Source organism: Streptomyces corchorusii (genome assembly GCF_001514055.1).
Classification (GTDB): domain Bacteria; phylum Actinomycetota; class Actinomycetes; order Streptomycetales; family Streptomycetaceae; genus Streptomyces; species Streptomyces olivaceoviridis.
In genome coordinates this window covers 655697-680555 of the sequence record NZ_KQ948351.1, presented here as the reverse complement: position 1 = coordinate 680555, position 24859 = coordinate 655697, and the positions used below count along the sequence as shown (strand labels likewise).

Below are 24859 nucleotides of genomic sequence, written 5' to 3'. Positions count from 1 at the left end.
TCAGCCGTCCATGGTGTCATCGCGCCGGTTCAGGAGGGCCTGGATGCCGGCGACGGCGAACCACTCGATGCCGTGGACGATCCATGAGGCATCGCCCCAGCTGTCGGTGGCTATCAGGTACACGAGGAGCGTCACACCGGAGAGCCAGTAGCCGAGACAGTAGATGCAGCTCACGAGCTGCATGACGAACGCGCGCGCCTTGGAGTCGATCTTGTTGGCGTGCCAGGCGCCGAGGCGCTGCCTTGCAGGGTCCAGGATCGAGTCGTGGACGCCGAGCTGGGTCGCTCTGTACGACGCCAGTCCCAGCACTGCGAGCATGGGCAGAGAGATCACAGGCCGCCTCCGTCTAGATCCCCAGGTCAGAACGGCGGCAAGGATACTGCGCATCAGTGCGCGCGCAGTGCGCACCGGACCGAATGGCGTCCAGCTACGAGAGGACCGCGCTGCCACGCCCAGGGTCGCGACGGTCGCCGGCGACGTCCGGGACCGGACTCGGCAATTCCACTTAACGGCTAGGTAACGGTCTCGCCGCTAGACCCGTAAATAGGCGACCTGCGACAACACCAAACGGCTGCGATCAAATGACAGACGCACGCGAAAAAATGACAGAACCCTGCGATCCGATAACCGCGTTTCCGCAGGTCACAGCGTTGTATCTCCCCTACCACGGTTATGTATGCCCTAGGCTCTGAAGTGACCGCGAATTCGTGGAACGACAAAGGGAAGCACTCGGTGGCACCGTCACGCACCTTTTACCGAGAGCTTCCCTGCCGTGCCACGGTCCCACCGTTCGAGAATCGAGAGGAACAAAAGCGTGGCCACGACCGAAGGTACCCCACCGCGGGTGCCCGACCCGACGACACCGGAGCCTGCGCGACCGCCTGAGACGGACAGGTCTACCCGGGCCTCCTCCGCTCTCGCCTGGGCGCAGCTCGCCCTGTGCGCCGCCAGCGTCATCTGCGGCGTCTTCATCGGCCTGAACTACTCGGAAGGCTTAGGGGAAACCCTGGCGGGCGCCGGCCTCGGCGGCGCCAGCATCCGCATCATCATCAACGTCCGCCGATAACCGCACGGACTGACGGCCCGGTACCGAGGTATGCGGTACCGGGCCGCATACCGGCCGAGGCCGGGCCGACGGCCAGCTTCAGCCACTGGCGTGAGCGGCACGTCCATGACGGCTCGTGCCCCACGACCGGGCGGCACCACCGCCGGGACCACTACTCCAGCGCGTCTACATAAACCGTGATCTTGACGTGGGGCCGCCGGACGCCGTCAGGGTGGACGGCTTGCAGAAGTCCGTAGTGGGACTCGATACCCACCACCCGGAGAGGTACCCGCTCGGTCCACAAGGTGATGGTCTCGCCGATGTCCGGCACACGAACGGGGCCTTCCACGAGCGCCAGGCCGAACGCGGGACCGTTGGGACGGCGGTACGCGAACCAGATGCTCTGGTCGAAGGGCCCGAGGCGGGTTCCGGGCTCGACGGCGGCCATGCCGGCGGCGTGGACGGCGGCGATGGGTTCGGGCAGGTCGGCAGTCATAGCGAGCATCGTCCCCCGAGGGCCATGCGCAGCGGGTCAGAACAGCGGCACCGTGTTCATGCCGTGCTGGTCCAGGGCGGGGCTGGCATCAGCGATGGTGTCGGGGTCGTCAAAGAGCTGTTCGGCGGGCTGCGGCAGGTCCACGATGGCCAGCGAGCCTGGGCAGGACACCAGGGCGCTACCAGGCTCGCGGACTCGGCCGGGCGGGTCGTGCCGCCATACGCGGCCCTTGGCGAGGCGCCCGGCGACTGGGCCGGCGGCTATCGGCCGGCCGCAGTCCCGGCACTCGATGCGGGGCATTTTCACGCCCACCAGTTTGCCGGGCCCGCTACGGTGCGGGGGCCGTCGACGGCCCGACAGGTCAGTCCTGTGCGGGGCCGCGGTGGGGCATCTCTCCTTGCCATGCCTCGTGTACGCCCCTGGTGGGCTCGGAGCTGCTGCGGCGGGCGACCCGCAGGCCGGGCTGTGGCCACTGGTACGTGACGATCCGGGTGGTCGTGTCGCCGAGCAGGTCGACCTCGACCTGGTAGCGGACCGTGCCGTCGCGCCAGTTCTGCCGGGCGAGGACCGGGGCGTGCCGCCACTTCCCGCCCGACATCACCTTCAGCGCCGGCCGGTCGGCCCTGGGCCAGGTCCACACCTCGGGCCGGGGGCCGTCCTCCTCGCGCCACGGGCGGGCTGGCTGCGCGTCCGGAATCGTGCTCATACATCCGAGGGTAGACACCCGGCGATGGTCACCCAGGAGGGGCTGTGCGGCTTGGGGAGCGGCTTGCCGTGTCGAGCGACGGCGAGCCCCCCGGTGTCGGGTCGGCGGGGCCGGCGTGGGTGGTCCGAGGAGGTTTGCGGGTCGACGGATCGGCGGTACGGGAAAGGGCCCGGAAGGCGGTGCCTTCCGGGCCCTTTGGGGTTACTTCTTCTTGCAGGGGCAGTAGCCGAGCTTCGTGCAGTCCCCGAACTTGGCGTGGAAGCGCTTGACGTAGCTGTCGAAGTCTTCGCGCCAGTAGCGGCCGAGGGCGTCGTCGGGTTCGAGGTCTTCGAGCATGGAGCGGATTCCCCAGACGAAGTAGTCGGTCTGGCCGTATTCCTTGCTGTCCTTGATCCCGGGGAGCTTTGCCGCTTCTTCCCATGCGAGGTCGCTGAGGCGGTGGTAGCGGTCGAGGTCCGTGGTGAGGTCCTTGACGGCGTTCTGTGCCCTGACCCAGCAGTCCTTCAGGTAGCCCGTCTCGTGGTCCACAGCGAACTGGAGGCAGGCGGCGAAGCCGGCCTTCCGGAGCTGCTGGCGGTCCTCGACGGGGAGGTCAGCGACGGCCTTGATGAATTCCATGTCGGATTCCCATCTGGTTCTTCCCGGCCATTCTGGCCGGGCAAGGCTTTCGAATTCTGCTATTCAATTGGCAAGGAACTGGGAGTTGTTGAGTGGTGCAAGTACTTTCTATCCAATAAACAACCCTTGATCCAGTGGAATTCTGGAATTTCCGGAAAGGAATTCTGAATCGAATAGGGGGCCCTGTGAGGGCCTGTGACCCAGGGGCGGGGAGAAGGGGAGGCGGCAGCGGTGGACGGGCTGAGAGCGGCCGTAGACAGCCTTGAACCCCCTGGCGGATGCCGAGGGGGTTCAAAGGGGTCAGCCGGCCGGGGTCAGCCGATACGACGCCCGTACGGGGATGCCGGCCGGTTCGGTTGCACGCTGCTCGGTATGCCGGTGCGCGCGCCGCTGGGCTGGGGGGCCTGTGGGAGCGGAGCGTGGACGATCGCGCCCGCGTTGGCCTCGGGGATCAGGCCGTACACCAGGACACAGGAGGCGTCGATCCGGCCGGGGCTGTCGGGGTCGGTCGGCTGCCAGGTCGCCCACTCCCGTTCCAGGTCGGTGAACACCCCGCGCAGCCGGACCTTGTCCTGCACCATCTGCTGCGCGATCGGCTCCGCCCTCAGCAGCTTCCCCTGCTTCGCGCGCACCGGGAGGACCGCCGGCATCAGGACGTGGTTCGGGATCTCCCCTTCCCGCTGGAGCTTCTCCCACGACGTCTGGACCGCCAGCACGCACATGTCGCGGCCGAAGTTCCACTCCACGTAGATGATCGACGCGTTCGTGCGGTACGCCAGCCGGCACGCGGCCATGGACCACTCCGCCGACGACATCGGCGCCGAGACGTCGTCGGTGATCCAGACGCGGCCGTCGTCGCCGAGGAAGCCACCGATGACGCCCGCGGTGTCCCGGCCGCCGCCGGACGGGTCGATGGACACGGCGATCTTCTGCGGCTCCACCGGTGTGGTGGTGTCGCGGAGCAGGCGCAGCAGTTCCTCGGACACGAGTGCTCCTTCACCGGGCTGCGGGTCGCCCTGATAGAGGGCGTGCCAGTCCCGGACGATCGACGTTGCCTTCTTCTGCGCCCACCAGCCGCGCAGCCGGGCCACGTCCCGGGTGGGGATCTTCGGGTGCGGCAGCGGCTCCCCCGCCTCCCGGCCGAGCGGGTCCGGGCCGAACTTGGGGTCGGCGACCGCGGGCAGGTGGATCACCTTCCACCGGCCGCCGTCCTCGACCCGGCCCTCTTCCTCGATACGGCGGCCGGCGAAATCGTCGGGGTGCCACCGGGTCTGGATCGCCACCACCGCGCTGCGGTCGGGCTGGAGACGGGTCAGGGCCGCCGAGCTGTACCAGTCGTGCAGCGCCCGCCGGGCGGCCTCGGATTCGGCGTCCGCGCGGTCCTTGTGCGGGTCGTCGATGATCAGCAGGTTCACGTCGAAGCCGGTCAGGCCCTTGCCGACGGACACCGAGCGGACACCGCCGCCCTTGGTGACCTCCCAGTCCTGCATCGCCCCGGAGCCGCCCTTCAGGCGCAGCTCCCACTCCTCGCCGTACTCCTCGACGTACGAGCGGATCCGCTTACCGCGTCGCAGCGCCAGGTCGTCGCCGTACGAGGTGACCGCGACCTTGTCGCCCGGGTACGTGCACAGCCACCAGAACGGGAACCACTCCGCGACCGTCGTGCTCTTCCCCACCTGGGGCGGGGTCAGGATCAGCAGCCGGTCCGGGCCGCCGTGCCCTACCTCGGCCAGGGCTTCACCGATGAGCTTCAGGTGCGGGCGCATCCGGAACGTGCGGTCGAGGCCGCGGGCGAGCGTCACCGGGTCCCGTAGCAGGTCGGCGCTCATCGCGCGGCGCGCGGCCTCCAACTGCCGGTAGACCTCCGCGTCGTCCAGGTGCTCCAGCTCGTCCACGGCCGTCGTCACGGGCTACTCCTCCTCGTCCTCGTCGTCGCCACCGTCGACGGCCTTGATGCGCTGGTTCACCGACGCCGCCAGCTCGCCGAGTCGGGCCCGGCGCTGCTCCGGGCTCATCTGCGCGAAGTCGGCGAAGTGCTGCGCGAGCGCGTTGCTGCCCTCGCTGGTGACGGCGATGGTCTCCGTGGGGTCGCCGAACAGCACCCGGCGGTGGCGCATGGCGACGTCCATCAGCCGGATGAAGTCGCCGGCGGACAGCTCGGCCGCGTTCAGCGTGGTGAGCCGCTGGGCGAGCTTGCCGATCGCCGCGCCGAGGATCTTCGCGTCGGTCTCGGCGGCCTTGCGGCGCTCCTCCAGCCACATCGCCTCGTACTGGCGGTCCAGGTGCCGGTCGTACGCCTCGACCCGTTCTCGCCACCGGTACTGGGCGGCGAGGTTCCTCACGTGCCCGTACGCGAGTGTCAGCCTCTGCGCGGCTTCGGTCAGGGTGCGGGTGCGGCCGAGGTCCCGGTAGGTGGCGAACTGTCCGTGTTTGTGGGGGGTCTCGTTGGGCTGACGTTCCCAGGGGTCGAGTTCGGGGCTGAGGGTGATGGGTGGGCGGGTGCTCATGTGGCCCGTCCCTCCGGTTGCACGGTGCGGTCGTAGCGGTAGTGCCAGAGGGGGCCGTCGTCGCCTGGGTTGACCTCACGCCGGTAGAAGAGTCGCTGGCCTTCCACATTGCGGAGTTCGTAGGTGTGGGGTGGGTTCCAGGGGTCGCCGGGGATGGCGAGGGCTCGCCCGTCGGCTGGTCCGCCTATGAACTGGATGCCGACGCTGCTCATGCCGGGTCGCTGGGGGTGTGGTTCGGGCCGGACAGGTACTCGCCGGCGAGGCGTTCGAGGAGGCGCCAGCCCTGCCCCTGCTCGATCTCGCCGCGTCCTTCTGCGGCTGCGATGGCCTTGTTGATGGTGACGGCGGCGGGTGCGGGCAGGGTGCGGGCGCCGAGGACGGTCTCCAGGCCGACGTGCCCGGTGTGGAGGTGGGTGCCGTCGGGGGCGGTGTAGCCCTCCTGAAGCTCGTCCAGGTGGCGTTCGACGATCGCGAGGATGGCGTGGAGGGCTGTGGCGACGTTGCCGACCTTGTGCGCGGCGTGCGTGGAGGCGAGCGTGTCCAGGGTCTGCTGGTAGTCGGCGCGTGCGGCGAGCCAGCTCTCGTTCTGGCCGAGGCGGGCCTGCTCGAAGGCTTCCCGGGCGGCTTCCAGCTCCATCGGCAGGAAGATCAGGCTCACGGTGGCGAAGTCCAGATTCGCTTCGGAGAGCCCTTCGGGGCTGACCTCGGCGAGGAGCTGGAGCTGGGCGTCGTCCAGGCCGGAGTAGGCCCGCCAGTCCACGTCTTCGATCTGGTCGTACAGCTGCTGGAGGGTGGCCGGGTCGTCCTTGCCGGTGATGGCGTTGTGGGACAGCTGGCGGGCGATGAGCTGGTCGCGGCTCTGCGGGTCGTCGATGAGCAGGCAGGTGATCTCGTCCAGGCCGGCTTCTACCGAGGCGTCGCAGCGGTGGTTACCGGAGACGATCAGCTCCTCGCCCTCCGGGTACTCGCCGGCGCCGTAGATCAGCGGGATGGAGGTGAGGCAGCCGTCCTCGCGGATGTTCGCGACGAGCCGGTCGTACTCCTCCTTGGTCTGGTAGTGCGCGTTCACGGCGAGGCGGGTGAGGCGGCGCGGGTCGCGCTGGACGAGGCGGGGCCTGATCTGGCTGCTGGTGGTCATCGCATGTCCTTGCCGTGTTTGGTCTTCCAGAGGGTGAGGGCTTCGTTCAGGTCGTACTGGCCGAGGGGGCCGCCGTACTGGAGCTGGTAGCGGTGGATGCCGTCGGCGCCGGGCTCGGTGCGCTTCTGGAGCTTCACGCCGGGGATGCCCCTGCCGTATTTCGCGCTGTTCGGCCGGTCCGTGAACGCGGTCGTGGCCCAGCCGTCGATCCGCTTGGACAGGCTGCGCTGGACGAGGAGCTGCGCTTCCTTCGTGGAGGCGGCCATCACGATGAGCTTCGACAGGCGCCGGTACCGGGTCCAGGAGACGGGGAAGTCCGACATGAGGTAGGCGGTGTTCGGGTCGAACTTGGGCGGCAGGTAGGCGAACGCGCCGATGAGCTTGCCGTCGACCGCGACACCGCACGCGATGAGCGGGCTGCCGGGCTTGATGGTCTTCGACATGAACTGGGAGCGGATCGCCGCGAACTGGCCGCCGGTGAGGACGTGGAGCGTCATGCGGTCGCCGAGTTCCTCGTCCTGCCCGATCTTCGGCATGGGGATCGGCTCGACGGGCTGCCGGGGCCGGACGATACGGCGGGGGCCGGCGGCGGCGTACACGTAGATCGGCAGGCCGCGGTTCGCGGTCTGTACGACGCCGGCCAGCTTGTCCCGCAGCTCGGGGCGCTCGATGTGCAGGCCGAGCACCCAGTTCGGCCGGTCCTGGACCTGCTCGATGATGCGTTCCTTGCCGTCCTCGGTCAGCTCGTCGAACGACGGCTCGGGCCACTCGAACGCGGCGTCGATGCTCGCGAACTGCGCCTGGTAGTCCTTCGCGTAGAACGGGGGGAACATCACCACGGGGGCGTCCGGGGGCACCTCGGAGTCGAGGTAGTCGCGGACGTCGCCGGCGAAGAACGAGCCCAGGCGGGTCTGGAGGCCGCGCAGCTTGGTGGCGGTCTTGTCGTGCATCCGCTCCCACTGGTCGCGGGTGGCGTCCATCATCCGCCGGTAGTAGGCGCCGTCCTTGCCGACGTACTGGAGGAACCGGGTGCCGAGCATCAGGGTGGCGAGGAGGTCTGTGCGGTCCTCCAGGTAGGGCTTGAGCCAGCCCAGGGACTCCTCGTACTCCGCGCGCAGTGTGTAGTTGAGCGGGTCGCCGGCGAGGTACCAGCCGAGGGCGCAGCTGTACGCCTGGATGTCGTTGCCGTGGACGCGGCGGGAGTCGCCGAACCGGGCGTGCAGCACCCGCTCGATCGTGAAATTCCCCGAGCAGCCGACGTAGATGTCCTCGCCGGGCCAGGTCCCGGCGTGCTCGTAGATGATCGAGCGGAGGGGCGCGGGTATCGAGCCGTGGAACATGGGCCGCTCCTGAAGTCCGTCTGCGCAGTGCGCACACCTGCGGGTTCGGTGGCCCATTGTCAGCGGTGGGACGGAATGCGAAGGGCCCCACCCGGGGGCTTGGGTGGGGCCTTCGTGGAGCGCCGGCCAGGGCTTGCACCTGGAACGCCCGACTGGAAGTCGGGCCGTGTTGCTTACACGCACCAGCGCGAGGGCGGTCGCGCCGCTGCTCGAACGACCGTCCGAATTGGAGCTTACATCAGCCTGGACTTGTCGGAGTCCTCGTCGCCGCTGCCGCCTTTGACCTTCCGCGGCCGGGCCAGCATCACGGCGAACATCACCAGCACCGCAAAGGAACCCAGTACGGTGAACAGGATCATCGGCCAAGTGGACACGCCAATCAACTGCGCAACGGATACGACGGCTGCCGTGAACCCCACGATGCTGCTGGCCCGTTCGCCGTACCAGGTCAACTTGCGTTGTTTCCGGCGGCGGGAAGCACCCCGGGCCCGACCGACCTTGGCGGTGATACGGGCTGCACCAATCGCTAGGGGCAGTGCGAAGAGCAAGCCCTTAAGGGAGCGGAGCGCCCAGTTCTTCGAGGGGTCGTCGAGGATGAAGTGCAGCTCGTTCTTCCAGGCGTGGGAGAGGTGGGGCCAGTCCTCCTTGGGGGTGCTCAGCCGGGCCGCGTAGAGCACGAGGAACGGGAGCCTTAGCGTGGCCAGTCGCGTCAGGGTAGTGCCCAGCTCCCAGACGATGGGCACGATGACTCCGACGATGAAGGCGACGCGCCAACCGTTGAAGTCCTCGCCGAGGAAGGTTGCTCCCTCGGCGGCCTTGGTGGCCAGGTTGGCGCCGATCGCGTTGTGCATGTCGGTCAGACCCCCTTGGGGCTCGGGTTGAGGCCCCAGCCCGGCGAGGATGCCGGCGGACGCACGCTTTCACTCAGTTCAACGAGGGCGCAGTGCGCTTCCCGGACGCCTTCGCCGGTCATCCAGTAGTAGCGGCGGGCCCTTCGGTTGTTCTGCCGGGCGGTCTCCTCGTCTTCGTCCTCCTCTTCCACCCAGCCGGCTTTCTGCATGCGGGCGAGGGCGGGGTAGAGGGAGCCGCTGCCGACGCGGGCGGCTTCCATCAGTTCGGTGGCGTAGAAGCGGCGGGTCGGGTCTTCCAGGAAGGTCTGTGCGATCCTCACCGCCGCGGGCGTGAGGTCCTTCTGTTCCATGACACGAGAGTACCCCCATCTGCCAGCCTTGCATAAGCCTGTTTGAGACTTCTGCAAGGCTGGCAGATGGGGGCGTTGTCCGCGCCGTGAGGTCCGGGGTTCCGCCTGTGACGGCCTCGTTGTCTGGTCTTGGAGTGGGGGAAGGCTCGGGGGGTTGGTCTGCTTAGACGTCCGTGTGGCCGCTGAGCAGGTCCAGTTGGACCGCGGTATGGTTCCCGCTCTCCTGGGCTGCGGGTCTGTCGTGGTTGAGGTGAGCGGCGACCGTCCATTCCCACCAGGCGGGCCGGTCCTTGCGGGGCCTGCCGGCCAGGATGAGCTGGTCTGCCTTTACGTCGTGCACGGTGCCGTCGAGTGTCAGCCACACCTCGCACTTGGGCAGGCCGGGCCGGGTGATCATGGCGTGCTGGTGGATGTCGCCCCAGCCGGGGTGCAGGGCTCCAGGCTTGACCCAGGTCCAGGTGCCGGGGCGGATGTCGCCGGGCGCGGCCGGGCGGTGCCGGTGCGGCGGCTTCTGCCGGCGGACGCGCCTGGGCTTGGGCGGGTAGTAGTGGGACGGCGGGTAGTGCGGGTGCGCCTCCCGGTACGCCTTCAGGTCGGCGGCCTGGCGCACGATGACGTCGGTCGCCGTGTAGCAGCGGGGCCCGACGTGCCAGTTCCGTGGGCCTCGGGTCTCCCACCAGGTGGTGGCGCCGCAGGTGCAGCGGCCCTGCCGCAGGAACTCGCCGGCGGTCTCGCAGGGCCAGGGCGTGGCGCAGGCCCTGCACTGCCAGTCGCCCTCGCGGGTGCCGGTGGGCAGGTGCTCGTCGGGCAGGCGGATCGGGCGGATCGTCCATCCTGTGGCCATCTGTGACGTCCTATCTCGTCGGGGTCGGGGGTGGTGGTGGTCTGCGGTCTGGTGGGGCGGTAGAACAGGCGTGAGGGCCGGGGAGCGCTGCCTGCTCCCCGGCCCTCGTGTGCTGGCCGGCTACGGGCGGGGACCGAAGTGGCCGCGCGGCGAGTGCTCGATGGGGGCGGGCGGCCAGGCGCCCTGGTCCTTCAGGTGGTCGTGGATGCTGTAGCCGTTGCGGGGGGTCCAGCCGCACGCGCAGTACGGACCGATGCCGACCATGGGCGGCACGATCGGCCGGTGGTCGGCGGAGCAGGTGCCGCAGTCGTGGTCGGGGTCTTCCATCGGGTGTTCCGGCAGGCGTCGTGCGGTGAGGCCGCGCGCGCGGAGGATCTCGCGTACCTCTTCGGTGACTGCGGTGTTGTCGGGGCTGCGGACCTGGTCGGGTGCCAGGGTGAGGCCGTCGTTGTAGCGGACCTCGCCGCCGAGCCAGCTGCGGGACTGGTCGTGGGTCAGGGGGGTCATGTGCAGCAGGTGCCAGGCCCATGCGTTGGGTTCGCCGTCGCCGTTGGGGACGGTGACGGCGACGATGCCGTACGGGTTGTACCGGGACTCGTCCTTGGCCAGGACGCGGGTGAGGAAGTCCAGGAGCATCACGACGTCGGCTGGGTCGAAGCGGATTGCTCCGTCGTACAGCGAGCCGGTGACGTTGACCTCGGCGCCGGTGCCGTTGTCGACGCCGATGGTCAGCCAGTCGTCCTCGTCGTAGACGGCGTTGAACGCGGCGGTGAAGATGGCCGCCGCTCGGATCACGGCTGTCTTCGGGAAGTCGTTCACAGGTTTCCCTTTCCGGGGGTTGGGTGGCGGGGCCGGGGTGCGCTGCCTGCTCCCCGGCCCTGGTGTGCTGGCCGGCTACGGGCGGGGCTGCTGGTCCCGGTCGGGGTCGGCGGGAAGGTCGACGCGCAGCGTGTCGAGCAGGTCCGTGACCTGCTTCCAGTCGGCTGCGAGGAGCGATGCCGTGGTGTGGAAGCTACGCATGTCGAGCAGCGTGTCCCGGACGTGCCGCCGGGTGGCGTCGTTCAGCTTGCTGCTGGTCTCGTCGTTGAACCGCCAGAGGACGGTCTCGCCGTCGTGCACGGTGGTCAGGACGCTGCCGTTGACGCTGATGGCGGTAGCGGTTGGCAGTTCCTCGCGGATCAGGTGGGTGATCAGGAGCAGGCCGCGGTCGAGGAGTTCGCGCCGCTTCTTGGCGGCGTCGCGGTAGGCGTCCTCGAAGTATTCGGTCCAGAAGGCTTTGCCGGTCATACGGGTGGGTCCCTTCGTGTGTGCTGGTGGTAGCTGGTCGGGCTGGGGCCGGGGGGCGCTGCCTGCTCCCCGGCCCGCGGTGCGGTCAGGCCTTGGCCATCTCCTCCAGGAAGTCGAGGGCCGCGCCGAGGGTGTTGGCGCCGACGGGGGTGACGTCGATGTTCCGGCTCGCCTCGTCGAAGTTCGCGGCGGGCACGATCACCTTCCGGTAGCCGGCGGCCTGGGCGGTCTGGACGAGGGCGGTGACGTCGGCCACGGGCAAGACCCGGCCGTCGAGTCCGAGTTCGCCGATCAGGACGACCCCCTTCAGGGCGGCCGGGTCGATGCTGCCTCCGGCCGCGAGGACCGCGCAGGCTGCGGCCAGGTCGAAGGCGGGACTGGGGGCCGTGCAGTTCGGACCGACGTAGACGGCGTTCTTTCCGGTGGGCCAGGTGTGGCCCGCGTTGGTGATCGCGGCGCGGATGCGGTCGCGGGTCTCGGCCGCGTAGGCGGGCAGGCCGCCGATGGAGAACGAAGGGGAGGCCTCCGGCGAGCGGGTTGCGGTGACCGTGAGGACGCGGTCGGCGGTGGCGGTGTAGGTCGCTACGGCGCTTCCCTCAGCGGCCTCTCGCGGGGCCGGCGCCGGGTCATCGGTCGGCTTGACGATGCCCCTGATGCGTCCCGCGAACATGCCGTCCCCGGGGTAGGCGAGGCGCATTTCGCGGGTGTCCCAGTCGGACAGCGTGCGCCAGTGGTGCGTGACCCCGGCGGTCAGCAGGCGGCGGAGGAATCCGACCGCTTCCGTGCGCGAGCAGTTCTTGCGCGGCTCCCCGTCGTACAGCTCGAACTGACTGGTGTTCGGGAAGACCGTGGCCAGCAGGGACTCGGCGCACGGCAGGGCGGGCCAGGCGACTCCCCGGCCGCGGCCGTCGGTGTCGACGATCACGCCGGTTCGGTACAGGGCGTTGCCGACCACGTAGTTCGGCGTGGGGAGGTCGTCCAGGACGCCGGCCGGCTGGGCGTCGAGGACGGCGAACTTCAGGTTGTAGGGGTTGCCGCTCTCGGTGAGGACGGCATCGGCGATGACGCCGATCCGGGTGGGGCGGGCGGTGGTGGCCATTCGGTGGCTCCTTCTGGGTGTGGTGGTGTGCCGACCCCGGGTGGGGCGGCTGACGGTTCCTGAGCGGGCGGCGCGCACCGGGCCGGGGCCCGTCACGCCGCCTGCTCAGGGGACGGCCCGGGGGCCGTCCGGCCGGTCAGATGCCGAACTCGCAGTACTCGCAGAACACCGTGCGCACCTGCCCCTTGTCGTTGAGCAGGGGCGTCAGCTCCGCCGTGCACTCCTTGCAGGTGCCGAAGCTGGTCGGCGGGACGGTGGGCGTCGCGGGCTGTATGGGGCGCGGCTCGGGGGTGCGGTTCGCGGTGGTGTTCGCGGTGGTAGGGGTGATGCGGATGCTCATGGCTCGCTGCCCTTCTGTGCAGGTTGGTGTGTTTTTGAACTACTTTCATTCTGCCCGAATCGGCTTGCCCTAGCCAGTTTTGACAAGCCGATTCAGTAAAGGAACTTCTAAGGAAACCGCAGGTCAGGCGACCATCGCGTACCGGTCGATCTCCTCGCCGGTGATGCACTCGACCAGCGCGCAGTACAGGACTTCCGCGACCGCCGGGGTGACCGCGTTGCCGAGCTGACGCACCTGGTGCCGCTTGGAGCCCAGGATCTTGTACTTCCCCCTGAACGCCATCGCCTTCTTGATCTCCTCGGGCTGGAGCATCCGGAACAGGACGTCGTCGATCCGGAAGTCCCGGCTGACCAGCGCGTAGCGGTCCCGGGTGGGCAGCGCTCCGATCGGGTCGGTGACCGGGCGGGCCTGCCCGTTGCCGTAGTACGGGACGAGGAGGTGATCCGGGGCGGTCACCAGGCCGTGGTGGTTGCCGCCGGCCGAGACGGTGTGGAGTGGGTGGCCGATGTGACGGGCCTTCTCCTTGTCGCCGCCGCCCCGCATGGGGACCACGAACGGGAGGTAGGCGAGGGCGGTCTCGGCTCGGGCCGTCTGGGTGCGCAGCGGGTCTTCCAGCCGCATGGCCTTCTTTCCGGTGCGGCCCTCGCAGGGGATCAGCAGGGGCGGGAAGGCGATGCCGTCGGTCTCGACCGTCGTCCTGGTCGGCATGGGCTGGCCAAGGTGGATGGCTTTGTCCCGCCAGGTCCCGCCGGCTGGGACGAGGAGCGGGCTGCCAGGGGCCTCAGGCAGTTGTTCTTCGTCGACGTCGCCGAACAGCGAGTCCTGCCCGTCCAGCTGGTGGAAGTCCGCGCCCCAGCCCCAGTACTTGGAGCCGCCGGCCCGGATGCGGGCGATCGTGGCCGGGGCCAGGCCCTCGGGGCAGTCGTCGGTCTTCTCGCGGTCGCCGATCGGCGTTCCCGGGATCGTGAAGTCGATGGCAGCCGCCGCGGGGAGGACGTACGGCTCAACAACCGCCCGGCAGTCCGAGCGGGGGCAGCGGTAGTCGTAGCTCTGCCGGTAGCGGCCCATGTCCTTGCCGGGCTTGCGGAAGACCTGGACTGAGCGGACCTGCTCTTCGCAGTCGTAGCACCAGGCGTCCGGCCGCAGCACCCACTTGTCGAAGTCGGGGTCTCGGCCCAGGCTCTCGTGCCAGTAGACGAAGTACAGCCTGTCGCGGGACTGTGGGACGCGGTCGAGAGTGCGGGGGGCGACGTGCATCGAGTTGATCGCCAGGAGCTTGGTCCGGTACCCGAGCTTGTGGAACTCGCCGACCCAGCGGTCCCACTGGTCCCAGCCCCGGCAGTCAATGACGTTCTCGACGACTCCGCCGAGGACCAGGCCGCCGCGGTTGATGACGCCCCGCAGGTACATCGGGACTTCTTCCATGAGGGCGCGGCTGCGCTCCTCGGCGGCCCGGCGCTCCTTCTCGCTCTTGAACTCGGGCTCGTCGAAGTCGAAGTCGCCTTGCAGCGTGCGGTCGAAGTCGACCTTCACACCTCGGGCCGCCGACCACTTCGGGCACTCGGGCGACGCCCAGAACAGCTGGCAGACCGGCCACTTCTCGACCGGGGCCCGGCGGATGTCGCCCTTCCACAGGTCGCAGTGCGGGTTGTTCCAGGCGTGGGTGGCGAGCGCGACGTCCCAGTGGTTCGCGCCTCTGGTGACCTGGACGCCGGGGACCGCGTCGGCGCCCTGTGTATCGCCGCCGGCCCCGCAGAACCAGCTCATGGCGGTCAGCACGCTGCCGTCGTGCTTGTACGCGCGGGCGGGGCTGGGGGTGGTGGCGGTGGACGCCGCCGCCATGGCGCGCGTGGTGGCGTCTATGTAGGGCACGTCGTTCTCTCCTTGCTGGCATGGGTGGGCGCCGCCCCGGTCGGGGCGGCGCCGGCTGGGCGGGGTGGGAGGTCAGCAGCCGCAGGTGCCGTTGGCGGCGGGCACCTGGAAGCAGCGGTCGCAGACCTTCGGGCGGGCGGGGACGGTGGCCCGGGGCCGGGCGGCCGGGGCGGGGGCCAGGACGCGGCGGCTGACAAACCGGGCGGGGTCGTCGAGCGCGTGGGCGGGGGTGTGGGGGGTGGAGGCGGCGCGGGCGGTCAGGGTGGCGGCCTGGCCGTCGCTGAGCTTCGCGAACACTGCCTGCTGGGTGCGGTAGTTGTTCCGCTTGCTCTGCCGGGTCCAGCGGGTGGTGATCGTGCCGGTGGTCTCGTCCTGCTCGATCTCGTGCATGGAGGTGAGGAGCTGGACGCGGACCAGCGTGGCGAGTTCACGGCCGGGGACCAGTTCGGTGCGCTCGGTGGTGGGCTGGCCGGGCTGCCAGATGGTGAGGGTCCAGATGTAGGCAGCGTCCGCGTCGATGTTGAGCTGGGCCAGGGCGGCGTCCGCGTCGGCGTGGAGGGCGTCGAGGGTGGTGCGGCGGATGTTGGCGCGCATGCGGTCTCCCGGTCGCTGGTCGGGGTGGTGGTTGGATCAAGATCATTCTTCCTGAATCGACTTACCCTAGCCAGATTTAACAAGCCGATTCAGTAAAAGAACTTCTAAGAAAACCGCAGGTCAGACGAGGTCTTCGTACCGGGCGTTCAGCTCGGCGGGCAGGAACACCCAGTCGGTTTCCGGTGACGAGTACCGGACGACCGCGACCCGACCGGGCCGACCCTTCTTGGCGCCCTCCGCGCGGGTGACGGTGGGGCCGAGGTAGGTGATCTGCCCGCGCCCGTACGGCTCGGGGATCAACTGGCCGGGCTTGATCTCCTCGCCGGTGGCGAGGCTGACGAGCCGGACGGTGCACTTCTCGGCCGGAAAGGCGGCGATCATGGGCACAACTTGCTCCTTGCTGGGGTGGGAGAGGTCAGGTGGTCTTCGCAGGCTGGGCGTCGCGGGGCAGTTCGCAGCTCGGGCACTTTAGGACGTGCCAGTCGTTGTCCCTGCCGCAGGCGCACCACCAGCCGGCGAAGTGCCAGCACCACGAGCCGCCGCCGATGCCGTAGCGGCACTCATCGTCGGGCTGGTAGACGTCGGCGATTCCTTCAGCGCCCCGGTCTTCCTCCCACCACTGCCAGCTCATGGTGAACACGACCGTGCGGCGCACGCCCACCGCGGCGGGCTCCACGGGCTTCACCTGGGCGCCGGGGCGGCCGGTGAAGAACGACACGGCCCTGTCGGGGTCCTCATCGAGGAACGGCCAGCGGATGTGCGCGACGGCCCCCCTCGGGTTGCCCTCGCGGTCGGTGCCGCCCTCGATGAAGTGGACGCTGCTCGGGCTGTCGGAGTAGCCGTCGATGACGTGCACCGTCTCCACGGAGTCGTAGCCGTACTCGTCCGCCAGTTCCAGCGTCCGGACGGAGAGCCGGCGGACGGTGTCGAGGGTGAAGCGGGGCATCAGAAAGCCGTTCCAGCGGCGGCCGGGGTCCAGCCGCGCGTCGTACGGGCCGAGCGTGTCGTCGATGCAGACTCTGGTCTCGATCTCGCTCAAGGGTTCGTTCCTTCCGGGTATGGGCGACGGGCGGGACATCGAGGCGTCCCGCCCGTCGTGGTGGTCTGGTCAGAGGCGGAGCAGGTCGCGGAGCACATCCATGCCGCTCTGCTCGCGCGACGGGGCGGGGCGTTCCTCGGCGCGCTCGCGGATGATCACGAGCGCGTCGGCGGGGACGACGTCGCACGCTCCGTCCCAGATCGGGCCGTCGTACAGGACGACGAGTGGCTTCGCGCGGTCCTCGGCGGTGAGGCTGCGGTGTCCGGCGCAGCCGCAGCCGGGGTCGTCGGGCCGGGGGTCGGCGGTGTACGGGGTGGCGTGGTCGAGCCGGTCGGTGTGGCCGTTCAGCTCGATCGTGGCGGCGAGCACGATGTCGCCTTTGCGGACGTCGCCGGCCGGGATGGCGGTCTCTCCGGGGTTGAGGTGCGGGCCCTTGCAGCCCTCGCGGTGGCGCATGGCGTTCCTTCCGGGTGTGAGTCCGGCCGGGATCCCGTGGGGTCCCGGCCGGCTGGTGGCGGTCGTCAGGCCTGGTCGAAGTACTTGGCGAGCGCGGCGAGCTGTTCGACCTGGGTGTCGCTCAGGACGTCGTTCGGGTCGCCGTTCTCGCCGTACAGCTCGACGGCGGAACGCATGACGCCGAGGGCGCCCCAGGAGCCGATGCGGGCGATGACGCCAGCGAGGAGTTCGTCACCGGCCGGGTTCGATTCGGGTCGGGCCTGGGTTGTGCTCACGGCTTCATTCCTTTCGGGTGTGGGTCCGGCCGGGACCCCATGGGGTTCCGGCCGGCTGGTCGTGCTGGCTGTGTCAGTGGCTCTGGGCCGGGTTGATGGCCGTCGTGTGGTCGTGCCCGGTCTGCTCGCGGTCGTGCGCCATGCCGCGGGCGCAGGTGGCGAGGTGCCCCGCCCATCCCTTCCGGGGCCCGTCGGGGATGATCCGGTAGACGAAGCAGCGGCGGCGGCAGAACGTGCAGTAGGCGCCGGGCATGGCGTCCTCCTTGTGGGGTGGTGGTCAGAAGAGGGAGGGCGGCGGGGTCGGCCGCTGGGCGCCGAGTTCGGGGATCGGCTCGCCGGTCTGCTCCAGCCACCACTTCGCGAAGTGCAGCCGGTGGCACCAGGCGTCCGCCGGGGGCAGCTTGTCGAGGCGGTCGAAGCAGAGCAGGACCAGGCGGGCACCGCCGTTGCGGCCGGCGAGGCCGGCCAGTTCGGCGTAGATGCGGTCGATGCCGTGGCCGTTCAGGATGCGCCGGTAGCTGAACTCGTACGCGTCCTGGGGGAGGTTCTGGGCGAGCAGTTCCCGAGTCGGTGTGATGAGCCGGGCGTGGCCGCGCAGTTCGTAGCCGAGCGTGAATCTGGGGTGGCCTGCGGTGGTGCGGATCGGAGCGCCCATCTCGGGCGTGAACTCCTGGTAGGTGCAGGTGGCGAGGTCCATCCTCGTCCTTTCCGGTCTGCGGGTAGTGCTACTTACATTCTCCCCGAATCGGCTTGCACTAGCCAGCTTTCACAAGCTGATTCGGTAAAGAAGTCCAAAAGAGACGCTGGTCAGGGGGTGATGAACAGGTCGAGCTGGCGGGGCTGGCTGTGGTGCCAGCCGTGAGTGGGCAGCGGTCCGCCGGCCTCGGCGTCGACCACCAGGAGGACGGTGCGCACGTTCGCCCCGGACGGCGCGAACGAGTCGTCGGGCAGCGGGGCGAAGGTGCCCTCGGCGAGGGCGATCAGCTCACGGAACTCGACGGTGGCCCGGTCGCTGTGCCACATCACCGACTCGGGCATGACCGCGACGAGCGTGCCGTCGTCGTCGAGGAAGCCCAGCGCGTGCTTCACGTGCTGCACGGCCGCCGCGAACGGCGGGTTCATCAGCACTCTGCTGTAGCCGTGGGGGCAGTCGAGCGGGTCCAGGTCGAGGAAGTCAGCGTGCACGATACGGCGGGCGGCGTCCTGCTCGCGGAGGACTGCGACGCGCCGCTCGTCGATCTCGACGCAGTCGACGACCGCGCCGCACTCGGCGGCCGGGCCCACGATGGAGCCGGTGCCCGCCGAGGGCTCCAGGACGCTCATGCCCTCGCTGATGCCCGCGTGGGCCAGCATCTCGTCCACCACCCGCGGCGGGGTCGGGTACCAGCCCTGCTCGTACCGGGTGGGGAACTCGCGGGTGGCGAGGCAGGCCCGCATGAACGCCTCCACCTCGAACGGGAAGACGTGAGCGCGGACCGCAGTTCGGCCGTCCCACCGGCCGCCGATCTCCTTCAGCATCTTGTTCACCTGCTTGTAGACGGCGCTGTCCAGCTCGAACGGGATCTGCACGCGGTCGCCGGCGATGACCGTGCGCTCGTCGGTGAGGACGTCGTAGACGCCGCTTGGGATCTCCATCGGACTCCTCCTGGATGGATAGGGGTCTGACCCCCTGAACGGGGCTTAGATCAGTAGAGGTGGCCTACGGTCTCGTCGACCGCGCGGGCGATGGTGTCGAGGTCGTCGGTCGGCTTGACCGGCAGCGCGAGCGTGTCGCCGAGCTGGTCGTTGCGCAGGAACAGCTCGCCGGTCGGCTGGGCGCCGATGGTGAACGGGGTGCCGTCCCAGGCCCGGAGGTGGCCGGTGGTGGCCCAGGGGCCGGGGTCTGCCCCCCACTGGTCGCCGAGGTACGTCAGGGCGGCCTTCGCGATGTCGTACGGAGTGAAGGGGGGCACGTCCAGGTTGTGGAAGCTGACGGGGTCCTTCATGGCTTCTGTCTCCTTGGAGGGGTGGAAGGGGGCGCACCGCAGGGGTGCGGTGCGCCGCGCTGTGGGCGGGTCTCAGGCGTGGTGCTGGCCGGCGGCGGCCCGGATGTGGACTTCGGTACGGTCGGCGCCGCACTGGGCCACCAGGTAGCGGATCTGGTTGTCCATGCCGCTGTTGTTGAGGTCGGCGGCCTGCCTGCCTGCTTCGTCGTAGGCGGCGTCGGAGTCGACGTCGTCCCACGAGCCGGTGTTGCTCTCGTCGCTGGCGTAGCGGGCGGCGGCGTCGTGTACCGCTTCGTCGAGGTCAAGCGGTTCGAGGCCGAGGGCCTCGGCGAGGGCGATCAGGCGGGCGGCTGCCTCGGTCTCTTCCGAGGTGAGCTGGGGACTGGCTTCGATGTCGATCACTCGCTGCTCCTGGGGGTGGGCCCCGCCCTCGGGGCGGGGCCGCTGGGGTGGGTGTCAGGCGGCGGCTTCGGCGTCGCCGGCGGCGGCCGGGGTGGCAGCCTCGGCGTCGTCGTCCTCGGCGGCCGTGGCGGCGGCCTCGGCGTCGGGGTTGACGGTCAGGCCGCTCGCGCGGACCTCGGCCACCATCTCGGCCTTCCGCAGGTTGGCCATGGCCTTGGTCGCGATGTCCTGGAGGTGCTTGATCCGCAGGCGGTGGCCGCCGATGCCACCGGGCGTGCCGGCGAGCAGCAGGGCGAGTTCCTCCGGGTCCGATGCGGCGAGCAGCGAGAGGATCTCGCCGACCTGGCCGAGCTTCTCGATCTTCCCGACCAGCTTCGAGCGGTCGGCCAGGATGCGGTCGCGCTCCTCGTCGGGCAGGTCGAGGGAACCGGGCAGCGAGTCCTGCCCCTTGTCCTTGCGGGAGGCGGCGGCCTCGTCGGACAGGACGAAGAAGCTGCCCTGTTCCTGCTGCCGCTTCTCCTCGGTGTGCAGGGCCTGCGCGAAGCTCTCGGCGTCCCGGGCCGACTTGAAGTCACCTCGGACCCACTTCGACAGGAACCGGACCTGGTTGGCGTTGGCGAGCTTCCCGACGTACCAGGCCAGGCCGACCGGGAGCTGCCCCTTCACCAGGGCTTCGCGCGCCTCGGGGCACAGGTTCAGCAGGTCGATCCGCCACTGGACGTACGCGGCGGACTTGCCGACCAGCTCGGCGATCTCGTCGACGGTGTACCCGGCCTCGGCCAGCTTGTGGAAGGCCTTCGCCTCCTCAACGGGGGTCATGTCCGCGCGGCCGACGTTCTCGGCGACGGCCATGGCGAAGGTCTCGCGGCCGTCGCCGACACCGTGCATGACGACGGCCTTCATCTGGGTGAGGCCGGCCATCTGGGCGGCCCGCCAGCGGCGCTCGCCCATGATGATCGTGTACCGCTTGGTGTCCTCGTTGTAGCGGACGTTGATCGGCTGGAGCTGGCCCAGCTTCTTCATGGAGGCGGCCAGTTCCTGAAGCGCAGCCTCGTCGAAGTGCTCGCGGGGCTGGCCCGGGTCGCGGTCGATCTTGCCGATGGGGATGGTGCGGAACTGGGTCCGCTTCTCGTCGCCGGCCGGGGCGGGGACGGTCTTCTTCGCGGGCGTCGCCTTGGTCGTGGGGGCCTTTCTGGCGGGCTTCTTCGCGGCCGGGGCCTTCTTGGCGGGTGCCTTGGGGGTGGTGGCGGTGGTCATAGCGCGTCCAATCGCTAGTTGGTGGGGTGGTTTGAACTACTTTCATTCTTTCCGAATCGGCTTACCCTAGCCAGTTTTAACAAGCTAGTTCAGCAAAGAAACTTCCAAAAGCCGCAGGCCAGAAGCGGTTTCCTCCGCCTTCTCGGCCAGCATCAGCGGGCGTCGGTGATGCAGTCCTCGTCGATGTCGAGGAATCGGGCGAGCTGGGCGGGGCTGTCGAAACGACCCCTGAGGGTGGCCAGGACCGTGTCGTCGGCGCCGGTGACCTCCACCAGGTCGTCGTGGAAGTCGACGCCGACCTGGCCGTGGCGGATGACGGTCCGCATGAGGGCGGCGAGGACCTGGTCGCCGGTGGGGTCGTCAGCGGCCTGCGGGATGTCCGGGACGGTGTTGCCCGGTAGGTGGGCCAGGCCGGACTGGGTGATCTCGACGGCCTGGCCGTCGTGGAGGCTGCGCGTGGAGTCGACGCGGACCCAGCCCGCCTGGACCAGCTCGTTGACGGTCGGCGGGGAGATCGTGCCGCCGGGGCTGTCGATGAAGACCGGGTGAGGTACGGCCGCGAACTGGCGGACGTCGCCGGCCGCGATGATGGCGAGGGCCCTCAGCTGGAGGTCGGTGGGTTCGGTGGTCATGGGGCTGTGTCCCTTCTGGTGGGCGCGTTGGGCCCTGCCGGGTGGTTGTGGTGGTCGGTTCCGTGAACTGGGCTGTGAGGTGGCCGGATCGGGGCGTTCGGCCTGCGTGGAGAGCGGTCCCGCGCGAGGCCCGGCACGGCCGGGCGGGTGGGGCGGGGCCGGCCGGGCGGAGGCCCGGCCGGCCGGCCCGGGTCAGCCGACCAGGATGGCCTCGCCGAGGGCCGTCAGCTGGACCTTCTGGCCGACGTACAGGGAGGTGGAGGTGTCCTTCGTGGCCCAGCCCTGGCTGATGGCGAACTCGACCATGTCCTTGCGCGGCTTGATGCCGTTGGTGACCTGGACGATCGCCTGTCCGACCCTCATCTCCTGGAGCTTGACCCCGTTGTCCCTGATGGCCTCCAGGGTCCGCTTCTGAGCCGGGGTCACCTTCGGGGCGTCTACCGGGGCGGGCGCGGGAGCCGGCTCGGGCTCGGCCTGCGGGGTGGCCTCCTCGGCCGGGGTGTCGTCGAACCGTTCCAGGAGGCCGTCGGTGGTCGCCAGGAAGTGCTGGGCGGCGTCGATCTCCATGCGGGCGGCCTCGTTGCGGATCTGGCAGGTGCTGGAGCCGGGCGAGCGGGTCAGCAGCTGGCGGGTCAGCTGCTTCCGTATGTCGGCCAGGGCCTCGCGGATGCCGGCCGTCTCGGCGTGCGTGAGGACCATCTTGAACGGCAGGGCTTCGGCTGCGGCGTCCATGGCGGCGCGGACCAAGCTGGTGTCGACGGCCGCGCCGAGGTCCATGAGGCAGTCGGCGAGCTTTGTGCGGGCGGCCTCTTCGCGGCGCGTGTACGTGGCGGACAGGGACTGGAAGACCTGGGCGAGGTCGGCGGCCATAACTTGCTCCCGTTCTAGGTGAGTTGGTGTGTTTTGAACTACTTTCATTCTTTCCGATATGGCTTCCCCTAGCCAGTTTTAACTAGCGGATTCATTAAAAGATAGGCAAAGAGGTTTGCTCGGGTGTCTGGTCATCCGCCTCCAGGGGTGGCAGCTCCGCGCCCGCGCTCCGCCGAGGGGATGGCAGCTCGGGCTTCGGTTTCGGGTTCTCGGCGTCTGCCCGCAGCTCGGCTACCACATCCGGGGCGAGGCGGTACTCCGCGATCTCCGCGTCGGTCGGCACCCAGCCGACCGGCCGCCGCTGGAACCGGTTCCGGACGCCGTTCACGCGCGCCCACGCCGACCGCAGACGTTCCTCGCGTTCTTCCCACTCGTGCAGCCGCCGCGTCGCCGCCCACAGTTCCTCGCTCTCGCGTCGCCGATTCTTCTCTTCCTCGCGGGCGAGGGCGGCGATCCGTCTGGCCTGCGCTCCGTGCAGGAGAGGACGCAGCTTCTCGGTCTCCTCGCTGCGGGTCTTCTCCACCGGCCAGGGCCGCCACCGCTTCCACACGGCCAGGGCGTGGCGGCCGTCGGCGGTGACGCGGACGGCACGCCGGCCAGTGGGGTCGGGCTCGTCGACGGCCAGGAACCCGGCGTCGACCAGCGGCCCGAGCCGGTGCATGGACGCCACCCGGCCGGGATGCCCCGGCACGGGCACGGTCCGCAGGACGGCGCCAAAGTCCCGGTACAGCTGTCCGGCCGCCGCGGCGGCGACCAGCTCGGCTTGCCCTCGCGACCAGCCCAGCGCCTCCGACTGCGCCCGCTCCAGGCGCAGCGCCTTCAGGTCGTCGGGTGCCTCCTCGGCTGCGGGCTCGGATTCGGCCGGGGGCAGCGCGCGCGGCCCGCTCTCCTCAGAGCGGGGCTCCGCCACGGGGAGGGCCAGCGCCTTCACCTCGGCCGCAATCCGCTCGAACGCGACCATCGTCGGCTGCCCGCCGTCGTCGCACTCGTCGCCCCGGACCATGTCTCGCAGGGGCGAGCACACCGGGGCGCGGTGGTCGTCGGCCCACAGCTGGGCGAGCGCGGCCGGGTCGGCGGGGAGCGCGTTCAGCTCGGCGGCGATCCGCTCGAACGCGGCCTTCGTCGGGCGCCCGTACTTGTCGCACTCCTTGCTGCGGATCATGTCGCGCAGGGGCGAGGACACCGTGGCCGCGTGGTCGTCGGCCCACAGCCAGCCGAGGACGGCGGGTACGATCGCCGGCCGTACGGCCGTCTCCTCGTGCGCGGCCTCGACGGCCACCTCCGCGGGTTCGACGGTCTCGGCCTCGGCGGCCTCGGCGGGCTCGGCGGTCACAGCGCTCACGGGGGGCTCCTCACGCACGCGGCTGCCGTAGTTGGCAACGGTCACCATCGGGCGCTCGCGGTCGTGGTAGCGGACCGACACATGGAACGGCCAGCCGGCCTCTTCCGACAGGCGCTCAATTTCGTCGGCGTGCTCGGCGATCACCTCTTCCGCGTGGCGGGTGAGGACGACGACGAACGTGCCGATCCGCTCACCGTTGCGGTAGTCGCCGGTGACACGGAAGTCGCAGCCCTTGCCCTGGGTGAGGCCGAGACCGCGCAGGACGCGGGCGATCGCGGTGGAGTGAGGTGCGGCGGCCATTCGGGGCCTTCCTTTCGCGCGGGTGGGGTGGGGGTTGAACTGCTCTCATTCTTTCCGAATCGGCTTGACCTAGCCAGTTTTAACAAGTCGATTCAGTAAAATGTCGGACAAGGAAGCCCAGCTCAGGCAGCCCGGGAGCCCCCGTTGACCAGCTGCTCCACGCGACCCACCGCGTGGACGATGGCCATGTGAGCGGCGGCGTCATCCCTGCGCTCGACCATGATGCGGCGGTGCTCGACGGCGCGGGGCCAGAGGTCGCCTTCGGCCAAGGTGTCACCGCAGGCCACCAGGGCATTCGGGCCCATCCCCCACACGATCATGTTGACGGCGCACCCGGCTGCGGCCAGAGGGTCGATCTCCTGCGCGAACCAGGTGAATTTGGCGGGGTCCAGGCCCATGCCCCGCAGGTGCTGGGCGGCGGAGCGGACCATGCCGCCTGTGCCGGCGCACGGGTCGAGGATCGAGTAGCCCTCGCGGATCGCCTCGCGGTCGTCGCCGATGATCTGCGCGGCCATCATGTCGCACACCTCGGGCGGCGTGTGGTACTCGCCGAGGCCCTGCCGTGCCGTGTTGTGACGCAGGCTGGTGACCGTCCACGACATCAGGTCGATCCAGCTGTTTGCCTCCGGGTCCGCGTGCCCGGTGCGGTCGAGGGCGTTGTGGTCCAGCGCTGCGTGGAACGTGGCCCGGATCGCTGCCAGCTCGTTCGGCGTGTGCCGGTCCTCCTCCGCCCAGCGGAACAGGACCGAGGCGGTGTCGATCAGGTCGGGTCGCCGCATCCACCAGTAGGCGGCTACCTCCCGGACACAGGACATGAGTTGCTGGGCGTCCAGGCCCTTGAAGAACCTCGCGAGGGTCCGCGGGTGTCCCTTCAGTGGCCACAGGGCGAGGGTCGCGACGATGCCGAGTGGGATCTCCATGCGGTTCCCGCCGTGCGCCCGATGCCAGGCCGTGGATACGGCCTCACCGAATGTGGGGCCGTCGGCGGGGCGGATGCTGAACTCCGGCCGGGGGCGGGGCGGGGCCTGCGGGATGAGGGCCGGCTGCTGCGGCTGCGACGGCTTGGCCACTGTGGTGGCGTACTGGCCGGCGGTCGGCTTCGGCAGGGTGATCGTCTTCCCCGGCTTCGGCGCTTCGGGTTCGCCGAGCTCGGCGAACAGGTCGAGCTGTTCCATGAGTGCCTCCGTATGGGCGTGGAAGGGGCCCGGTACCGC

General features: G+C 69.8%; 34 protein-coding genes. 1 reads left to right on the top strand and 33 read right to left on the bottom strand.

What is annotated here, in order from left to right:
• Complete coding sequence (locus AQJ11_RS03135; RefSeq protein WP_059261744.1) at positions 1-333, bottom strand: DUF1360 domain-containing protein; 333 nt, start codon at positions 331-333, stop codon at positions 1-3.
• Between the two features lie 481 nt (positions 334-814).
• On the opposite strand from AQJ11_RS03135, the gene AQJ11_RS03130 reads away from it, so the two are divergent.
• Positions 815-1066, top strand: a complete 252-nt coding sequence (locus AQJ11_RS03130) for a hypothetical protein (protein ID WP_159061633.1) — start codon at positions 815-817, stop codon at positions 1064-1066.
• Between the two features lie 151 nt (positions 1067-1217).
• Here the strand turns inward: AQJ11_RS03130 and AQJ11_RS03125 are convergent, their stop codons facing one another.
• The 32 genes from AQJ11_RS03125 to AQJ11_RS02975 form a co-directional block, all read right to left on the bottom strand.
• Complete coding sequence (locus AQJ11_RS03125; RefSeq protein WP_059261742.1) at positions 1218-1541, bottom strand: hypothetical protein; 324 nt, start codon at positions 1539-1541, stop codon at positions 1218-1220.
• Positions 1542-1577: 36 nt separating this feature from the next.
• Entirely contained in the window at positions 1578-1847 is a 270-nt protein-coding gene (locus AQJ11_RS49090) for a hypothetical protein (protein ID WP_159061632.1), read from the bottom strand.
• 55 nt (positions 1848-1902) lie between these two features.
• Positions 1903-2247 carry a hypothetical protein gene (locus AQJ11_RS03120; protein WP_159061631.1) on the bottom strand — a complete coding sequence of 115 codons (345 nt, stop codon included), beginning with the start codon at positions 2245-2247 and terminating at the stop codon, positions 1903-1905.
• Positions 2248-2448: 201 nt separating this feature from the next.
• The gene (locus AQJ11_RS03115; protein ID WP_059261740.1) at positions 2449-2865 is read right to left on the bottom strand and encodes a hypothetical protein; all 417 of its coding nucleotides are present in this window, start codon (positions 2863-2865) and stop codon (positions 2449-2451) included.
• 314 nt (positions 2866-3179) lie between these two features.
• Positions 3180-4772, bottom strand: coding sequence for a terminase large subunit domain-containing protein (locus AQJ11_RS03110; protein WP_059261739.1), 1593 nt, complete (start codon positions 4770-4772; stop codon positions 3180-3182).
• A 3-nt stretch (positions 4773-4775) separates the two neighbouring features.
• Positions 4776-5372: a hypothetical protein gene (locus AQJ11_RS03105; protein ID WP_059261738.1), complete on the bottom strand. Its 597-nt coding sequence runs from the start codon at positions 5370-5372 to the stop codon at positions 4776-4778.
• Positions 5369-5584, bottom strand: a complete 216-nt coding sequence (locus AQJ11_RS03100; protein ID WP_059261737.1) for a hypothetical protein — start codon at positions 5582-5584, stop codon at positions 5369-5371. Before AQJ11_RS03100 ends, AQJ11_RS03105 begins: the two co-directional genes overlap by 4 nt.
• A complete protein-coding gene (locus AQJ11_RS03095; RefSeq protein WP_059261736.1) occupies positions 5581-6510 on the bottom strand; it encodes a ParB N-terminal domain-containing protein in 930 nt (309 codons plus the stop codon). The genes AQJ11_RS03100 and AQJ11_RS03095 overlap by 4 nt, the downstream gene beginning before the upstream one ends.
• Positions 6507-7850, bottom strand: a complete 1344-nt coding sequence (locus AQJ11_RS03090) for a putative antirestriction adenine methyltransferase (RefSeq protein WP_059261735.1) — start codon at positions 7848-7850, stop codon at positions 6507-6509. The genes AQJ11_RS03095 and AQJ11_RS03090 overlap by 4 nt, the downstream gene beginning before the upstream one ends.
• Positions 7851-8083: 233 nt before the next feature.
• Positions 8084-8701: a hypothetical protein gene (locus AQJ11_RS03085; RefSeq protein WP_059261734.1), complete on the bottom strand. Its 618-nt coding sequence runs from the start codon at positions 8699-8701 to the stop codon at positions 8084-8086.
• A gap of 5 nt (positions 8702-8706) precedes the next feature.
• Positions 8707-9051 carry a helix-turn-helix transcriptional regulator gene (locus tag AQJ11_RS03080; RefSeq protein ID WP_059261733.1) on the bottom strand — a complete coding sequence of 115 codons (345 nt, stop codon included), beginning with the start codon at positions 9049-9051 and terminating at the stop codon, positions 8707-8709.
• A gap of 163 nt (positions 9052-9214) precedes the next feature.
• Positions 9215-9895, bottom strand: coding sequence for a hypothetical protein (locus tag AQJ11_RS03075; RefSeq protein WP_059261732.1), 681 nt, complete (start codon positions 9893-9895; stop codon positions 9215-9217).
• Between the two features lie 120 nt (positions 9896-10015).
• Positions 10016-10714, bottom strand: a complete 699-nt coding sequence (locus AQJ11_RS03070; RefSeq protein WP_059261731.1) for a hypothetical protein — start codon at positions 10712-10714, stop codon at positions 10016-10018.
• Between the two features lie 75 nt (positions 10715-10789).
• A complete protein-coding gene (locus tag AQJ11_RS03065; RefSeq protein WP_059261730.1) occupies positions 10790-11182 on the bottom strand; it encodes a hypothetical protein in 393 nt (130 codons plus the stop codon).
• A gap of 85 nt (positions 11183-11267) precedes the next feature.
• The gene (locus tag AQJ11_RS03060; protein WP_059261729.1) at positions 11268-12281 is read right to left on the bottom strand and encodes a magnesium chelatase domain-containing protein; all 1014 of its coding nucleotides are present in this window, start codon (positions 12279-12281) and stop codon (positions 11268-11270) included.
• A gap of 136 nt (positions 12282-12417) precedes the next feature.
• The gene (locus tag AQJ11_RS03055) at positions 12418-12621 is read right to left on the bottom strand and encodes a hypothetical protein (protein WP_059261728.1); all 204 of its coding nucleotides are present in this window, start codon (positions 12619-12621) and stop codon (positions 12418-12420) included.
• 123 nt (positions 12622-12744) lie between these two features.
• Positions 12745-14493 (bottom strand): DNA cytosine methyltransferase, encoded by a 1749-nt coding sequence (locus AQJ11_RS03050; protein WP_079082198.1) that lies wholly within the window; start codon positions 14491-14493, stop codon positions 12745-12747.
• A 72-nt stretch (positions 14494-14565) separates the two neighbouring features.
• Positions 14566-15087 (bottom strand): hypothetical protein, encoded by a 522-nt coding sequence (locus AQJ11_RS03045; RefSeq protein ID WP_059261727.1) that lies wholly within the window; start codon positions 15085-15087, stop codon positions 14566-14568.
• A 120-nt stretch (positions 15088-15207) separates the two neighbouring features.
• Positions 15208-15468: a hypothetical protein gene (locus tag AQJ11_RS03040; protein ID WP_059261726.1), complete on the bottom strand. Its 261-nt coding sequence runs from the start codon at positions 15466-15468 to the stop codon at positions 15208-15210.
• A gap of 34 nt (positions 15469-15502) precedes the next feature.
• Positions 15503-16126, bottom strand: a complete 624-nt coding sequence (locus AQJ11_RS49085; protein ID WP_059261725.1) for a hypothetical protein — start codon at positions 16124-16126, stop codon at positions 15503-15505.
• 69 nt (positions 16127-16195) lie between these two features.
• Entirely contained in the window at positions 16196-16582 is a 387-nt protein-coding gene (locus AQJ11_RS03030) for a hypothetical protein (protein WP_059261724.1), read from the bottom strand.
• A gap of 65 nt (positions 16583-16647) precedes the next feature.
• Positions 16648-16857, bottom strand: a complete 210-nt coding sequence (locus AQJ11_RS03025; protein WP_059261723.1) for a hypothetical protein — start codon at positions 16855-16857, stop codon at positions 16648-16650.
• A 73-nt stretch (positions 16858-16930) separates the two neighbouring features.
• Positions 16931-17110 (bottom strand): hypothetical protein, encoded by a 180-nt coding sequence (locus AQJ11_RS03020; protein ID WP_059261722.1) that lies wholly within the window; start codon positions 17108-17110, stop codon positions 16931-16933.
• A 24-nt stretch (positions 17111-17134) separates the two neighbouring features.
• Positions 17135-17554 carry a hypothetical protein gene (locus AQJ11_RS03015; RefSeq protein WP_059261721.1) on the bottom strand — a complete coding sequence of 140 codons (420 nt, stop codon included), beginning with the start codon at positions 17552-17554 and terminating at the stop codon, positions 17135-17137.
• Between the two features lie 110 nt (positions 17555-17664).
• Positions 17665-18492, bottom strand: a complete 828-nt coding sequence (locus AQJ11_RS03010; RefSeq protein WP_059261720.1) for an SAM-dependent methyltransferase — start codon at positions 18490-18492, stop codon at positions 17665-17667.
• A 50-nt stretch (positions 18493-18542) separates the two neighbouring features.
• Positions 18543-18842 (bottom strand): hypothetical protein, encoded by a 300-nt coding sequence (locus tag AQJ11_RS03005; protein ID WP_059261719.1) that lies wholly within the window; start codon positions 18840-18842, stop codon positions 18543-18545.
• 72 nt (positions 18843-18914) lie between these two features.
• A complete protein-coding gene (locus AQJ11_RS03000) occupies positions 18915-19244 on the bottom strand; it encodes a hypothetical protein (protein WP_059261718.1) in 330 nt (109 codons plus the stop codon).
• Positions 19245-19298: 54 nt separating this feature from the next.
• Positions 19299-20501 carry a ParB/RepB/Spo0J family partition protein gene (locus AQJ11_RS02995; protein ID WP_079082197.1) on the bottom strand — a complete coding sequence of 401 codons (1203 nt, stop codon included), beginning with the start codon at positions 20499-20501 and terminating at the stop codon, positions 19299-19301.
• 152 nt (positions 20502-20653) lie between these two features.
• The gene (locus tag AQJ11_RS02990; RefSeq protein ID WP_059261717.1) at positions 20654-21133 is read right to left on the bottom strand and encodes a hypothetical protein; all 480 of its coding nucleotides are present in this window, start codon (positions 21131-21133) and stop codon (positions 20654-20656) included.
• A 192-nt stretch (positions 21134-21325) separates the two neighbouring features.
• Complete coding sequence (locus AQJ11_RS02985) at positions 21326-22003, bottom strand: hypothetical protein (RefSeq protein ID WP_059261716.1); 678 nt, start codon at positions 22001-22003, stop codon at positions 21326-21328.
• 94 nt (positions 22004-22097) lie between these two features.
• Positions 22098-23645: a hypothetical protein gene (locus AQJ11_RS02980; protein ID WP_059261715.1), complete on the bottom strand. Its 1548-nt coding sequence runs from the start codon at positions 23643-23645 to the stop codon at positions 22098-22100.
• Positions 23646-23767: 122 nt separating this feature from the next.
• Positions 23768-24820: an N-6 DNA methylase gene (locus AQJ11_RS02975; protein WP_059261714.1), complete on the bottom strand. Its 1053-nt coding sequence runs from the start codon at positions 24818-24820 to the stop codon at positions 23768-23770.
• Between the last annotated feature and the right edge of the window lie 39 nt (positions 24821-24859).